Source organism: Parajatrophihabitans canadensis (genome assembly GCF_053764775.1).
This window is the reverse complement of sequence record NZ_CM132445.1, coordinates 3,602,414-3,615,686: the sequence shown is the minus strand read 5'-3', so window position 1 is coordinate 3,615,686 and position 13,273 is coordinate 3,602,414. Positions and strand designations below refer to the sequence as shown.

Annotated in this window: 14 protein-coding genes; 10 read left to right on the top strand and 4 right to left on the bottom strand. The window is 61.5% G+C overall.

Translation table 11 applies throughout. The annotated features are described in order from the left end of the window. The first annotated feature begins 66 nt into the window (after positions 1–66). From ACSMXN_RS17455 to ACSMXN_RS17430, 6 genes are all read left to right on the top strand, one after another. Positions 67–474 carry a hypothetical protein gene (locus ACSMXN_RS17455; protein WP_155958346.1) on the top strand — a complete coding sequence of 136 codons (408 nt, stop codon included), beginning with the start codon at positions 67–69 and terminating at the stop codon, positions 472–474. Continuing rightward, entirely contained in the window at positions 471–725 is a 255-nt protein-coding gene (locus ACSMXN_RS17450) for a hypothetical protein (RefSeq protein ID WP_022913086.1), read from the top strand. Before ACSMXN_RS17455 ends, ACSMXN_RS17450 begins: the two co-directional genes overlap by 4 nt. Beyond that, positions 706–1,893 (top strand): helix-turn-helix domain-containing protein, encoded by a 1,188-nt coding sequence (locus ACSMXN_RS17445; RefSeq protein ID WP_022913085.1) that lies wholly within the window; start codon positions 706–708, stop codon positions 1,891–1,893. The genes ACSMXN_RS17450 and ACSMXN_RS17445 overlap by 20 nt, the downstream gene beginning before the upstream one ends. Then, a complete protein-coding gene (locus ACSMXN_RS17440) occupies positions 1,890–2,738 on the top strand; it encodes a hypothetical protein (RefSeq protein ID WP_022913084.1) in 849 nt (282 codons plus the stop codon). Before ACSMXN_RS17445 ends, ACSMXN_RS17440 begins: the two co-directional genes overlap by 4 nt. A 23-nt stretch (positions 2,739–2,761) precedes the next feature. Next, positions 2,762–3,013, top strand: coding sequence for a hypothetical protein (locus tag ACSMXN_RS17435; protein WP_022913083.1), 252 nt, complete (start codon positions 2,762–2,764; stop codon positions 3,011–3,013). 155 nt (positions 3,014–3,168) lie between these two features. Beyond that, positions 3,169–3,855 carry a hypothetical protein gene (locus tag ACSMXN_RS17430; protein ID WP_022913082.1) on the top strand — a complete coding sequence of 229 codons (687 nt, stop codon included), beginning with the start codon at positions 3,169–3,171 and terminating at the stop codon, positions 3,853–3,855. Between the two features lie 1,471 nt (positions 3,856–5,326). Here the strand turns inward: ACSMXN_RS17430 and ACSMXN_RS17425 are convergent. Beyond that, positions 5,327–6,469 (bottom strand): DUF4238 domain-containing protein, encoded by a 1,143-nt coding sequence (locus ACSMXN_RS17425; protein ID WP_022913079.1) that lies wholly within the window; start codon positions 6,467–6,469, stop codon positions 5,327–5,329. A 61-nt stretch (positions 6,470–6,530) separates the two neighbouring features. On the opposite strand from ACSMXN_RS17425, the gene ACSMXN_RS17420 reads away from it, so the two are divergent. Together ACSMXN_RS17420 and ACSMXN_RS17415 are read left to right on the top strand one after the other, a co-directional pair. Continuing rightward, complete coding sequence (locus tag ACSMXN_RS17420) at positions 6,531–7,289, top strand: hypothetical protein (protein ID WP_155958345.1); 759 nt, start codon at positions 6,531–6,533, stop codon at positions 7,287–7,289. A gap of 342 nt (positions 7,290–7,631) precedes the next feature. Further along, positions 7,632–7,805 (top strand): hypothetical protein, encoded by a 174-nt coding sequence (locus tag ACSMXN_RS17415; RefSeq protein ID WP_022913077.1) that lies wholly within the window; start codon positions 7,632–7,634, stop codon positions 7,803–7,805. A gap of 493 nt (positions 7,806–8,298) precedes the next feature. Here ACSMXN_RS17415 and ACSMXN_RS17410 read toward each other — a convergent pair whose 3' ends face one another. Beyond that, on the bottom strand, positions 8,299–10,629 hold the full coding sequence (locus ACSMXN_RS17410) for an arylsulfatase (RefSeq protein WP_051148855.1): 2,331 nt from the start codon (positions 10,627–10,629) through the stop codon (positions 8,299–8,301). A gap of 512 nt (positions 10,630–11,141) precedes the next feature. On the opposite strand from ACSMXN_RS17410, the gene ACSMXN_RS17405 reads away from it, so the two are divergent. Next, positions 11,142–11,315 (top strand): hypothetical protein, encoded by a 174-nt coding sequence (locus ACSMXN_RS17405; protein ID WP_022913077.1) that lies wholly within the window; start codon positions 11,142–11,144, stop codon positions 11,313–11,315. 26 nt (positions 11,316–11,341) lie between these two features. Further along, positions 11,342–12,313, top strand: coding sequence for a DNA polymerase III subunit delta (gene holA / locus ACSMXN_RS17400; RefSeq protein WP_022913073.1), 972 nt, complete (start codon positions 11,342–11,344; stop codon positions 12,311–12,313). A 91-nt stretch (positions 12,314–12,404) separates the two neighbouring features. On the opposite strand, the gene rpsT is transcribed toward holA, so the two are convergent. After that, positions 12,405–12,665 carry a 30S ribosomal protein S20 gene (gene rpsT / locus ACSMXN_RS17395; protein WP_022913072.1) on the bottom strand — a complete coding sequence of 87 codons (261 nt, stop codon included), beginning with the start codon at positions 12,663–12,665 and terminating at the stop codon, positions 12,405–12,407. A gap of 162 nt (positions 12,666–12,827) precedes the next feature. Next, complete coding sequence (locus ACSMXN_RS17390) at positions 12,828–13,208, bottom strand: hypothetical protein (RefSeq protein WP_155958344.1); 381 nt, start codon at positions 13,206–13,208, stop codon at positions 12,828–12,830. Between the last annotated feature and the right edge of the window lie 65 nt (positions 13,209–13,273).

Below are 13,273 nucleotides of genomic sequence, written 5' to 3'. Positions count from 1 at the left end.
GGCTCCCGAACTGTCAGACGCACAACGCGCCCGACTCACGGTCCTACTAGCACCTCGCGTCGCCGCGTGATGGCCCATGTTTCCGCCCGGCCGCTACGAGGCAAGCCTCCGGCGCGCAAACTGTGGCGGCATCGGATCAAAACCGACCCGGAAATAACTGAAGTTGAAAGGGCAATCGCACTTGAAGCCGACAGTGAAGGCGTCAACGGCTTCATCGACTTCGCGGACGCGACCCACCGTCTCGGCTACACCGAGGACGAACTGTTCTCAGCCCTCGACCGCCTGACCACGCGCGAACTCGTCGACGTCCGCCCGGACGGATTCGTGAAGCGCCGATACCCGCGACACGGCTACGGGTACTACGACGTCAACCGGCTTAACCTCCTATGGAGCGTCAGCGCCGACGTTCGCGTAGGCCGAACCCTCAACATCCAATACTTTCCGAAGGATTCACGAATGACCGGCACCACATGACAAGCGCCGCTATGACTCTGTACCTCGCCGCAAGGGCGCGTCCGGAGCTCGACGGGACGACGTGCAGACTCGCCGCCGAGATTGGCAGGCGCGGCTACGTTCCCCGTCGGCTGGAGAGCATCGCAGCAAGCCTGCAAATCAGCCCGACACGCGCCGCGTTCTCGATCGCCGCATTAAGGCGCCTCGGCCTCCTGCCGACCACGAATGAAGCCAACGAAAAGGACTCAATCAGTGACAAGCAAGCCGCCTAGCCCGCTACTGCTAGACGGAGCCGCAAGGACTCGCGACGAGGACGCCGAACCATCGTCAGCGAAAGCTCAGCACCAACCGCTAACGGGCGGCGATATCTGGCAGTGGCGCAATGCGATATGTGCCAGCCCCGACCTTTTGAGTGGGGCGAAGGTCGTCGGCCTGCGGCTGTCGTTTCACATGAGAGCGAACTCGGGCGTCGCCTGGCCCTCACAGGCAACACTCGCTGCCGAAACGGCAATGTCGCAGCCGTCAGTTCATCGACACCTCGCCTCCCTCATCGAGTCGGGCTGGTTGGCGTTGGCGCAGATTCGGCGGCGAGGTCAGGCATCGAAGTACATGCTCACCGCACCAGAAGCGATTCATCTAGGTGAATCACTTCCAACTCAGAGCCCGCCGCAAAGCGATTCACCCGAACGGATCAAGGCAATCCATACAGGTGAATCAAAGCAATCCATCCAGGTGAATCCAAATAGTCAAGAACGGTTTAAGAACCGTTCGACTATTAAGGACACGTCCGCCGTCGCGGCCGCCTCCGCTAGGGCTCCGGCGACCACGCCCGCGTGGCTGGTTGAGCCAAAGCGCGGCGGCCTCGTCCTCGGATACACCGTCAACGACCTGAACGGCGTGAAGAACAAGCACGCGCTACGCGAGTTCGAGTTTTCGATCGGGCCGTGGTGGGCGAGGCATAGTCTCGTCGCTGTCGGCGCCTTCGATCACTTGCTTCCCGAACTTGCGGAGAGCTACGAGTCCCTAGGACAGTGGCTGGAGGGGCTGAACGAATACGGCTCCGTCATCGGAGGGGTACACCTGCATCCGTCTCGACCCGACTGGGACGACGTCGATAACCCCGCCGATCATGACGAGCACTGCTTCGAGTGGTTCAAGGCCAGCCCCTTCGAATTCATTGACGACAAGGGCTACCTCCCGACCATCAACCTGCGCGTTGACGAACGTGGCCGGGGGGATTTCGAGCAGCATCTGAACGGCCACCTGGAGTACAAGCGACACGTCGACCTCGGCGCGATCGCGTGGAGGAAACGGCCAGACAAACACATCGTCTATGTCGAGCGAGACGGCGTCCTGACGCCGCGCGTTCAAGCCCCGCCTGTCCTGGCCGGGGCCAGTCAACAACCCAATCCCCTACGAGCAAAGGACACACCCGCATGAGCATCCCTGAATCCCAGAACCGTACCTACGCCCCGACCCGTGCCATCGCCGATCGTGTTGACGAGCTGTTCGCAAACCTCGGCCTGGCTGATGACGTGCTCGCCGAACCCCGTCGCGCCATAGCGAACGCCGCCGATCTTGCCAACAAGATCGCCGAGCACCGAGTAAGTAAGCCTCGCGATGAAATCGGCGGACTCGCCTCGCGGATCGCCGACGGAACACTCGACATCTCAGCGGCAGCGAGCCTAGCCGGCAAGGCGGCCACAAAGGCCGCCGCTGCAGCCGAGGTTGAAGCCATGCTGAGCCAAGCGCAAGCCGTCGCCGAGCAGACGATCCTGCCGACCTATCTAGCGGCCGGAGCGGACCTGCTAACCGCGCTGGACGTCGATTCACGAGCAATCGCTGACGAGGGCCGCGCCCTAGCCGACGAGCCCACCGGCCACCGGGGGCGTCTGATCGAGCTAGCGGCGAGACTCAATGACGTCCAGAACCTCGCAACATTGCTACGGCAGTATCGGTTCGTTCCGATCCAGCGCGACGCCGACCCGGCCGAACTGCATTTCGCCGCGCCGCACCGGCTCATCCTCGGCAGGGAACGATCAAGCGACACCGTTGAGGCCTTCATCGCCGACCTCGACGCACGACCGGTTCAGCTGTCGCTTGATGAATGGCAGGCGGCACGGCCGGGCATCGTCGCCGAAGTCAAAGCGGCCGCAGCCGAGGCGGCCGAGGTCGCGCGGAAGGAGGAAACGGCCGAACGTCGCAACATCCTCGAATACGAGAGACGAAGTGATGCGGCGGCACTGGCACGCTACAACGAGCGTTACTCGGTCGTACGCCGCTAGCTTCGCGGTGGCATGATCCGAACGTGGTCACCGTCGTCAGGTTCGTGCTTGACGAAGGCGGCGCGCTCGGTGAACTGCGAGACGTCACAGTGCCTTACGTCGGCGCTGAGGTCGAATACGATGGCACGCTCTACCGCGCGGTGCATCTGAGGTTCAGCTACTGGACCTCAGATGCGCCCGTCGTCGTCACCGTCACGCTTATACATTGCAGCTCGGCCAGCGCATCAAATAGCCACCCGAGGACGTGGGGCGATCCGTCACCGTCGTCGTCATAGCCAATCGCCGCGAGGGTGAGACGGGGCCGCTATTTGAGTGCGTCACTGATGTGGGGTGGTGCGCACACCAGTGCGGCTTCGCGAACGGACATGACGTACTGTGGCGTGGCGCGGCAGAACCTGAGGACGTGCCGGGGCCCGGGAGGAGGTGGAAGGTGTCGGCTATTCGTGAACTCTGGCTCGCACCCACGTTCAAGCGATCAGCCATCCGATTGCTAAAGTTGCCGACCGCCATGCTCGATGAGTTGGTGCTGAGCCGGGATCTCACCGTTGAAGGCGTCGAGCCCGGGACCGATGACTGGCTCGCCCTCCAAGCGCTTCGGACCATGTACGACGCGGCTCGCGATTCGAGCGTAAGTGAAGTCGTAGAGGACGTCACGTCGCTAGCTCGGGACGAGAGCGAAGATCTCGGCGTTGCGCCGGGGCTCGCCGCGTTGTCCGCGCTGCTTGAAACCCGACCGATGTTTGAGCGGCGTCGACAAATATCTCGGCTTCGCGCGTTCGCTCATCCGCAGGTTGAGGTTCTGAACTTGGATCTTGATTTCCGCGCGGTAGATTTTGAGACTAATGACAAGACAGAGCTTGTACCGATGATCACAATGCAGTTGGCGTTCGACGAGCCTGTCGCGGGCGTTAATTCGATCACCGTCGGGATTAGCGAGGCCACTCTAGATGGGCTGAGCGAGGCAGTGGACCGCGTACGCAGGCAGTACACCACTGTAAGTGGAACGCTCCAGGCCGAGCTCCTCGCGGAAGATAGCCAGCTCAATCTAGAACCGGTCGCGGCTTCGAAACACTCGGGAGACGATCAAGCGCCCGCGTCTGCCGAGGAAGCGTTGTGATCTGATGGCGCTTAACGGCGAAGAGATCGTTACGATCGTCAGCATCGCCGCGACTGTTGGTATCGCGTTCCTTACATACCTCGACAGCAAAGAGCGAGGCAGTAACATACGGACCACTATCGAAGTTGCCCAGCAGCCAGTCAATCAAATGTTAGAGAATGCTCGAGGTGAGTCGAAGGTCATCACGACTCTCCTGCGCACGTTCATCGAAACGCAGGCCGAACACTCTCAGGCGATGACCCAAGAGCTCGCATCCCTCGGGCGAACCATGGAGGTAGTGCGTGACCGACTGGGTACCTAGCACAGGAGACTCAAAATTTGTGCCGACGCTGTAGGCTAACGCCATGCTAACAGCGATAGTTGCCGCAGTCGGCGCGATCGGTGCGGCTGTGCTATGCGCCTTGACCATGCGGGAACGCAAGCAAGTGGACGCGTCAGTTGCCGCGGCGTACCGGGAGACAGCGTTGGGTGCCGAAAGCCTGCTGGCATCGCTTGGCGAGCTAGAGCAACTCTTGACCCGCGACGGAACGGGTGGCCCTGCATCCAGTGATCCGCCCGCAGGTCGTAGGGCGACCTTAGCGCGCAGGTCCCAGCAGTCGGCTGAACTTCTGCCTTATCATCACCTCACGTCGTACACGGGTTCCTACCTTCATGGTGAGCCCGGAGTCGAATCGATACGGTGGGTTGCGAATCTTTCGCATTGGGGACCTTATCAGGCCGAGTTCCGTGTCGCCGCCGCCCGCTTCCAAGTGGGGCAGACGTATGTACGGCACATTGCAGCTATGAGTCGCGATGTAACTACGCCAATCGGCGGATCCCCGGATGCATGGGATCACATAGAATTTCTGGCTTTGTTGGATCCCTCCGAGAAGTCGTACCTAGCCGAGACCCTTTGGATTCGCGGGCTGATGGAATTCGACGACCAAGAAATAATGCGATCGTCGGCCAAGGCAATTAGCGAACTCCGGCTCGTTATTGCGACGATAAAATGGCATGACGCGAATTGGGTAGCTGACGCCAGGAGGTATCGCTCCGTTCCTGCGGAGGTGCAAATTGAGAAGGCAAGGGCCGTATCGCCTCGTACCCCGAAGGGCCGTTCCCCCGCTATAGGGGAGAAGTGGTGGTCTCAAGGCGACGCTGCTTTCGCCTAGCGATCGCCTTTGCCGAGCGATAGCTTGAGATCTGATCGAAGCTTGCGAACACTCCGCAAGCCTCTGCTCATGCCACTGTCATGCTTCGTGAGCGTTTCTATGCGCCACGCAATTGTGCACCGAACCGGGTATCTCCGAGAACTCAGACCTGCGAGGCGCTCGGGAAGTCGGCTAGTTGGCCGTCTGGCGACGGGGTGGGGGCAGGCCCCTTCGCCTCGCCACGAAACCTACTAGCGGCATAGCGTTCGCCTACATGTACGGGTTCCCAGATTCGGCCCGCAAATTGCTCCTAGGTGCTGATCTGCCCCTGTTTTAAGAACCTAGGAGCCTTGGCGCGCAACGGGCGGCTGGTGCCAGGCCGCCCGTGTGTCCTGCATCCACGGGGGTGGGCCGAGCGAATCGGTGAAGCCGGGAACATCGTGCAGATCAAGGCGAATTGACTCACCATTCAACGACAGCCCGGTCAGGAACTCGGGCAGGTTGACGGACAGAATCATCACCGGATGCCAGCCACGTGCGAGCACATCCGGCGTGATTCGCTGAAACGGCTTTCGCATCTTTGAGAGCGCGGCGAACGGTTTCACGCTGGCGGTGACGAGGCGATGCCACTCGTACTCGTGAACAAGCCGCAGTCGGTGGTTTTGTGGCCAGCGTTCCATCGTCAGCTCGGGGTTGGGCCGGGCGTCCGGATAGAAGGATGCCGCACGTCGGAGTTCGCGTGAGCTCGACCCGAACATGAACTCGGTCGTGACAATTGCCAGTGCCTGATTATGGCTACCGACCTCGACTCTCGGCAGATCACGGTGGTCAATTTCGGCGGTCCAACCCATCGCGCCCCAGCGTGCGATGGTTCGTTGACGCCGGGGGAATATGCCGAGCGCATCGTTAGGCCCGAGGGGGACCGCCCAACCCTGCGCGCCGGTGCTCGGATCAGATGTCGCTGAAAGGCCGAGGTCATTGCAGAGAAAAGGCGCGCCTCCGGTCTTGTGGATGACAACCCAGCGTGCCGCCATGACCGGCGCTAGCAGTCGCTGTAGTTCCATCATTCGCGCGCGGTTGAAGTCCTGCTCCACGACCGACGTGCCTTGGAGCGTTTGGATGACGGGGCGCCTCCGGAATCGCTCGTCGAAGTCCTTTCCGCGCACAAATTTGCTGGTTATAAAGGGGACGAGCACTCGTAGCCAAACATTGAGACTAATGCCCTTCCCATTGCAAAGGTCATCGAGCGCCGGGCCGATCTTGGACTCATATGCCTGCCAAATCTCGTCGACCGAGTCTGGCGGACCGTCGTCCTTCGACATTGTGTAGAGGTCGTGAACGCGGGCGATTTTTGACGGCGTCGTGCTGAACACTTCGGTCTGGTCGCGACGGCGCACGAAGATTTGCCTGTCGCGCCTTGCGCCAGCTGTGTCGTCGGAGAATCTCCCGATGAATGCGGCAGGTAAATAGTGATCACGCGCCATGAGGCGAGCGTATCGGGGCGTCGCGCCGGGGCCGTGCGCCTCGCCGTGGCACTATTTACCGGTGGATAGTAGCCCGCCTCCGGCCTACATGACGATGACCGACGCCGCGGGCAACGCCTCGCGTTATGACATCTCAGGGCCTGGCGGAATATGTCGTGTCGGCATTGGCGGCCCGGGCCATCGCGGCGCTGTATGGCGCAAATGGGCGAACCGTTCGACGCCCGACGTCTACCTCGCGAACCGGCAAGTACGCGGTCACCATTACAGCTTTCATGCGTCCGGGCAATGGCACCATGCGCTGACGACGAACGAGGTCGCCAAGGCGGTCTTTGGCGCAGATAGCCGGTTCCTTGACACATGGAATCGACCTGAGCCAAACGCGATCGGTTGGACTACTGCGTTCTCGATCTGGACACCGTCCGAGGACGTGATCGACGTGCCAGGCGATCCGCAGACGTCGCCGAAGATCGCATGGATACGGCCCGCGCCCGCAGGTTGGATAACCGGAATCCATGTAATCATCGCGCACCCCGACCTAGGCACGGCCGGGTTAGAGGACTCGACGCCAGTAGATGCATTCACTCTCTGCACGGGCGAGATCGTGCTCGTGCTCGCATCCCAAAGCGAAATGTCGCCGAGCCGACTCGATGAACTGCAACGGCATCGGCAGCAAGCCGCCGAGATTGCCGTTCGGAATGACGCGGGCACCCTCGTAGCCAGTCGAACGACACTGTTCGCCGCCGAGGTCGCAGGCAACGGCAGAGTGCTCTACGACCTCGCTACACACCCTGATACAGAACCGCCCGCCGCCTTAACATGAGGTGGTGGGCGGTTCTTGCGTTTCGCCTGGGACTGGCTAGCGGTCGCTACTCGGTCTAATAAATCAAAATTTGTCGGGTTAGTTCCCTAGCTCGCGAAGTGCGCAATCATGAGGGCTATCAGTGCCCCGGCGCAGGAGGCCGAGAGGTGCGCCGCGACTGTACGGATTCGGCAATTGAGTCGTCGGCGGCGGTAGGCCTCGTCGGTCTCGACGGTGAATGAAACGCGAGGCGGACGGTTCCCTGTTGTGGCAGCCATAGCATGCTCCTTATTTACGGGTAGTTGGACTAAGCAGTAGAGCGCGTATTCCGATCCCGCCTTTCTGCGCGCAGTGCACCCGTCCGTGGCCTTGATCTCCGTGGGCCTGAACAACGACTACGGCCATCCGTCGCCGTTGCTGATTGCCGAGTTGAACAAAGAGGGTGTGCCCGTCCACCGAACAGACACCGAGGGTGACCTGGCGATTGTGGATGAGCACGGCGCTCTGGTCACCGAGGTCCGCGCGCCCAGCCTGTAGTCGCAGGGTTGTGCGTCTCCTAACTGGTACCGTTTGCGAAGACGTAAGCATTCGCGTCTGTCACGGTTCGCGGCGCTCCGAAGGCCACCACCATCAACCAGTCATCTGATGTCATGCCCCCGTCAGGCACGAATGACAACGGCACACTTTCTTTTCGTCAAGGTGGGATAAAGCGAAAGCTCAACGTAGCCGCTGCCTCGGCTGCTGCGTTGCCTGTATCGGCGGGGTTGTTAATCCCCTGTCCTCTATTACGCAGTTAAGCAGTAAGTTGGACTCCATTTCATGGACCAAACAGTCGATTCTGTCTCTGACCGATTAGCTCGTGATTCCGCCGAGCTGAACGTGATGCCGCCCTCGCGGGGGACCTACTTACCGATATCCGGGTGAGCGAGGTGTTCGCTCAAGCTGCCGATCGGCGCTCGACTATGCGCTAGGCCACCACATCTCACTCATGCCGAGTTCCGGGCGGGTCCGCGCGTGGTCGAAGATTGTCTTATGTCAGGTAGCGGACGTTGACGTTCTTGATCGTTCCGGTGAACGGGAACGGTGCGCGGTCGTAATAGTCCGGGGATACCGGGCCGCCGAGGCAGGTGCCGATGTCGAGACAGTCGTTGGCGCTGAACAGCAGTGGCGCACTTACGGGGACCGATCCGCTGCCATAATCCTGTCCGTTTGCTGTCAGAGTGATAGTGAGCGGGCCGCCGGGCTTGGCCTCGGCATACACGGTTTCGATTTGAATGTTTGCTGCACCGAGAGGGATTCGCCTAGGGGAGCGGATCTTTGTTCGCATCAAGAGGAACAGGTTGTACTCATAGCAGAGATAGCCGTCCTCGACGTAGCAGGTCAAGCCGCCACCTGCGCCGCCGAGGGCGTACAGCACGCCGCTGGCGTCGTCCGGGATTTCAGCGTCGATGCTAACCACGTTGGCCCGGTTGCCCAGGGCCGGGGCGCAGAATTCCGGCATGCGGACGATGTCGCCGGTGAAGTTCCACTCGCGGTAAGGGGTCGAGATCCGGAGTTCGGGATGCAGCGTGATGATCCATAGGCCGCCGCCGACTGGGTAAACGCTGTTCTTCGCTGCTTCAATCGCAAAGGTTTCTTTCATTTGCGCGAGCTTGTCCGGCAGGTCTGCGGCGAGGTCGTGGGCTTGGGACCAGTCTTCATCGAGGTTGTAGAGCTCCCACTGGTCCTGATCGGGTGTCCAGTCCTTGATACCGGGTGGCGATCCTGGCACCCAGGGGATTCGGGGTCCGAACGCGGACGCCATCCAGCCATCGTGGTAGATCGCGCGGCTGCCCATGATCTCGAAGTATTGGGTCTTCTTCCGTCCTGGCGCGTCGGGCTGGTCGAAGGTGTAGGCGAAGCTGATGCCGTCGATCGGGTCTTGCGGGATGCCGTTGACCACTCTCGGCGGAGTGATGCCGAGCAGTTCGTAGATCGTCGGCACGATGTCATTGCAGTGAGTGAATTGAGGTCGCGGAGTCGCATCGGGGGTGATCTTGCCGGGCCAGCGGATGGCCATCGGGTTGCGGGTTCCGCCCAGATGCGAGGCGAGCAACTTCAACCCCTTGTACGGAGTACTCCCAGCCCACGCCCAGGCGGCGTGGTACTGGTTGTCGACCCTTGGCGAGCCCAGCACATCGAGGCCGCCCATTTCGTCCAACGCCCTAATGTGCATGTCTACGGTGGTCGGGATTCCGTTCTGGGCGACCAGTTCGCTGATGGTGCCGTTCTGCCCCTCACCGGAGGACCCATTGTCGCCCCAGATGTAGAAAACGAGAGTGTTATCGCGGTAGCCAAGGTTCTCTAGTTCATCGAGTAACCTGCCCGCCTGAACGTCGGCGTGTTCTGCGAACCCGGCGGCGACTTCCATGAGCCGTCGTTGGAACGGCCGTTCTGCTTCGGGGATGTCGTCCCACGCCGTCATGTTCGGGTCGCGCGCAGTCAGTTGCGTTTCCGGCGGGATCCAGCCAGCTTCCTTCGCTCGGTGGAAGACCCTTTCACGGTAGGCATCCCACCCGTCGTCGAATTTGCCCACGTACTTGTCTGCCCATTCCTTCATCACGTGATGAGGGCCATGCAAACAACCCGTGGCCCAGTACATGAAAAAGGGCTTGTCTGGTTCGAAGGCTTTGTGCCGGTGAAGCCAGCCGATCGCGTCGTCGGCAAGGTCTTCGCTGAGGTGATACCCCTCCTCAGGCGACTTAGGCGGCAACACCACCGTTGTGTTACGGACCAGGTTCGGCTCGTACTGCGAAGCCTCACCGGCCAGGAAACCGTAGAAGTATTCGAAGCCGTTTCCGGTGGGCCAGTTGTGAAAAGGACCAGCGGCGCTCGTCTCCAACGCTGGAGTGTTGTGCCACTTCCCGAACGCCGCCGTCGCATACCCATAATTCTTTAAGACCTCAGCGCCCAGCGCGCTGCTCTTCGGGATCTCACCGGCATAGCCGTCCCAATCATTTGCCAGTTCCGCGATCTGACCGTTGCCGATCCGGTGATGATTACGGCCGCTCAGCAATGACGCCCGGGTCGGTGAACACATCGCTGTCGTGTGAAACCGGTTGTAACCGATCCCCTCGTTATGGATCCTGCTTAGCGTATCCGTCGTAACCTCGCCGCCGTATGTACTCGGTAGCCCCGGGCCCGCGTCGTCGATCAGAACAATCAAAATATTCGGCGCATCCTCCGGAAGCCTGCGCGGCTGGACCCGCTGCTCATAGGTCGATTCCTGCATCGTCCGCCCAGCCACACTCGCAGACGGGGTCGGCGGAAACGGCAAGACCTCTTGAGCACACACGGCAACTCCCAGGATCGACTCAAACAGCGCGCTACGACGTTCCTGCCACGGTCGCCGACCTACCCAGCCTCACCGAAGATCACGCAACTTCCCTCATCCCTCGCGGATGACCGATGTCCAGGCGAGCAGAGATACGCAAACATCCGTTTCGTGCCCTGATGATCGTTGAGCGCGATCAATGCAGATCCGCAGGGGTTGCCTGGCGGCCGGCTGTGATTCCACCTGTGGGTCTAGCGCATCAGCACTATCGTGAGGCCCGAGCCGAGTGTTATCGCCGCCCTGAGAATCCGACTACGCAGGATTCCGATCCGCCAGCGCAGCGCCGTCTGGATGACAACCGTTGTCTGCCCTTTGTCGTCACGGCTCGGGTCGCACAGTGGCCGTAAAAGCCGGTCGAGACTCGTCGAGTCCAAGGTATCGGGTTTGTAAGCCCCAGGCGGTCATTGATCACTTCCAAGCTAATGCTATTTGCTGGTAGTCCCGACAACCAGTAGAGCGCGTATTCCGATCCCGCCTTTCTGCGCGCAGTGCACCCGTCCGTGGCCTTGATCTCCGTGGGCCTGAACAACGACTACGGCCATCCGTCGCCGTTGCTAATTGCCGAGTTGAACAAAGAGGGTGTGCCCGTCCACCGAACAGACACCGAGGGTGACCTGGCGATTGTGGATGAGCACGGCGCTCTGGTCACCGAGGTCCGCGCGCCCAGCCTGTAGTCGCAGGGTTGTGCGACGATAAGCGCGTGCCACCCGCCGCCGAGATTGCGACCCTGACACTCGTCGTCGGAGACGAAGAGTTTCTGGTCAGCCGCGCCCTGGACGATCTGCGCCGAGATCTGCTGAATGCACATCCGGACGCCGAAGTGCACGACCTCGAGGCCTCCCAGGTCGACCCGGTGGAGATGATCCAGGTTCTCAGTCCATCGCTGTTCGGCGGCCCGAGGCTGATACTCCTCCGGTCCGCACAGGACCTGCCGGTAGCGGTCGGCGCGAGCGTCCTTCCGATGCTGCTCGACACCGACTCGGAGACGAAGATCGTCGTACAACATCTCGGCGGCGCCAAGGGCAAAGCCGTGCTCGATCAGCTACGTAAGGCCAAGCCGGAGGAGATCAGCTGCGCCAAGCTGACCAGGCCGGATGATCGCCAGAATTTTCTGCGCAACGAGGTGCGCCGGTTCCAGGGCCGGATCACCGCGGACGGTGCGGCAGCCCTGCTGGACGCGGTGGGCAGCGATCTGCGCGAGATCTCAGCGGTGATTGCCCAGCTGGTGGGCGACACCGGTGGCTCCATCGACGCAACCGCGGTCGCGGCCTATCACCGTGGTCGGGCGGAGGTCACCGGATTCGCAGTGGCAGACGAGGTCGTCGTCGGGAATGTCGCAGGTGCGCTGACAAGTCTGCGGTGGGCACTGAATATCGGCGTGCCACCCGTCCTTATCGCCGATGCCATCGCCGAGGGCGTCCGTTCAGTGGCCCGAGTGACCGGAGCTGGCCCGGGTGATCCGTTCAAGCTGGCGCCTGCCCTGGGCATGCCCCCGTGGAAGGTCAAGCGAGCTCGATCTCAAGCGCGCGGGTGGACAGAGAACGGATTTCGCCAAGCCCTTGGGATTGCTGCAGCCTTGAACGCTGACGTCAAGGGGGCGGCCGCCGACCCTGACTACGCGCTTGAATCTGCCGTTCGTCGCATCGTGGCGATCCGCGGTGCGGTCGGCTGAGGCCACCGATACAACGCAGCACGCAGCCCGCAAACCGGCCACTCAGGCCAGCATGCGGGCTGGAAAGTTCGTGCTGTTGCTGCTGCGAAAACTAGAGCGCGTTGGAGCGCTGGGCCATCGCCGACTTCTTGTTCGCTGCCTGGTTCGCGTGGATGACGCCCTTGCTTACGGCCTTGTCCAGCTGGCGTGAGGCGTGCAGGAACGCGGTGGACGCCTTGTCCTTGTCGCCTGCCTCTGCCGCCTCACGGAAGGAACGGATTGCCGTCTTCAGCGAGCTCTTGACGCTCTTGTTGCGCAGCCGAGCGGCCTCGTTGGTCTTGATCCGCTTGATCTGGGACTTGATGTTCGCCACGAAGTTGCCTCTGTGCCTTAATCCGAAGGGGTGGATCTCTGATTTGGGGTCTGATTCGCCAGCATCAGCCGGCGCCAGACAACCACGCCAGACTACCAGCGCAGCGAGCTGCCACCCAAATCTCGGCCGACATGATCTCGCCAGGTCGGCCGAGGTGATCCGCTAGGCCCGGACGGTAACGAGTTCGTACCGGGTGTAAAGAAAGGTGCGCACGGCATCTGCATCGGAGACAACCTCGGTAACCGGGTTGTCATCGGTGTCCTCGGCGCCATACGCCAACGCTGTGCCATCGGAGAAGTACACGGGGCTGTCCACGGGTGCGACGTCGGTCAACCGTACGACCACGTAACGATCACCGATATCGCCGATCAGCCCGGCGGCTTCGGGTTCGGTGCCAGGGCTTTCGGCCGTGTGAACGGAGAGCACTTGTTGCCAGTCGTCGTCCCCGCCGGGCGAGGTGTTGACAAGGTCGCCGGCGCGAAGCGCTGTTGCCGGTATCCGGTACTCAGTGACCGCGCGGGGGTCTGCATTGGGTGTACTCATGTGACCATCATGACCGACGATCATGATCGAGGCGCCCCCGCGTGGGTGTAGGCGATGCGCCTATG

What these genes read in the sequence shown, in the direction of transcription:
- ACSMXN_RS17450 (WP_022913086.1), top strand. Translation starts at nt 471, where the DNA reads ATGACAAGCGCCGCTATGACTCTGTACCTCGCCGCAAGGGCGCGTCCG.
- ACSMXN_RS17440 (WP_022913084.1), top strand. Translation starts at nt 1,890, where the DNA reads ATGAGCATCCCTGAATCCCAGAACCGTACCTACGCCCCGACCCGTGCC.
- ACSMXN_RS17425 (WP_022913079.1), bottom strand. Translation starts at nt 6,469, where the DNA reads ATGGCGCGTGATCACTATTTACCTGCCGCATTCATCGGGAGATTCTCC.
- ACSMXN_RS17390 (WP_155958344.1), bottom strand. Translation starts at nt 13,208, where the DNA reads ATGAGTACACCCAATGCAGACCCCCGCGCGGTCACTGAGTACCGGATA.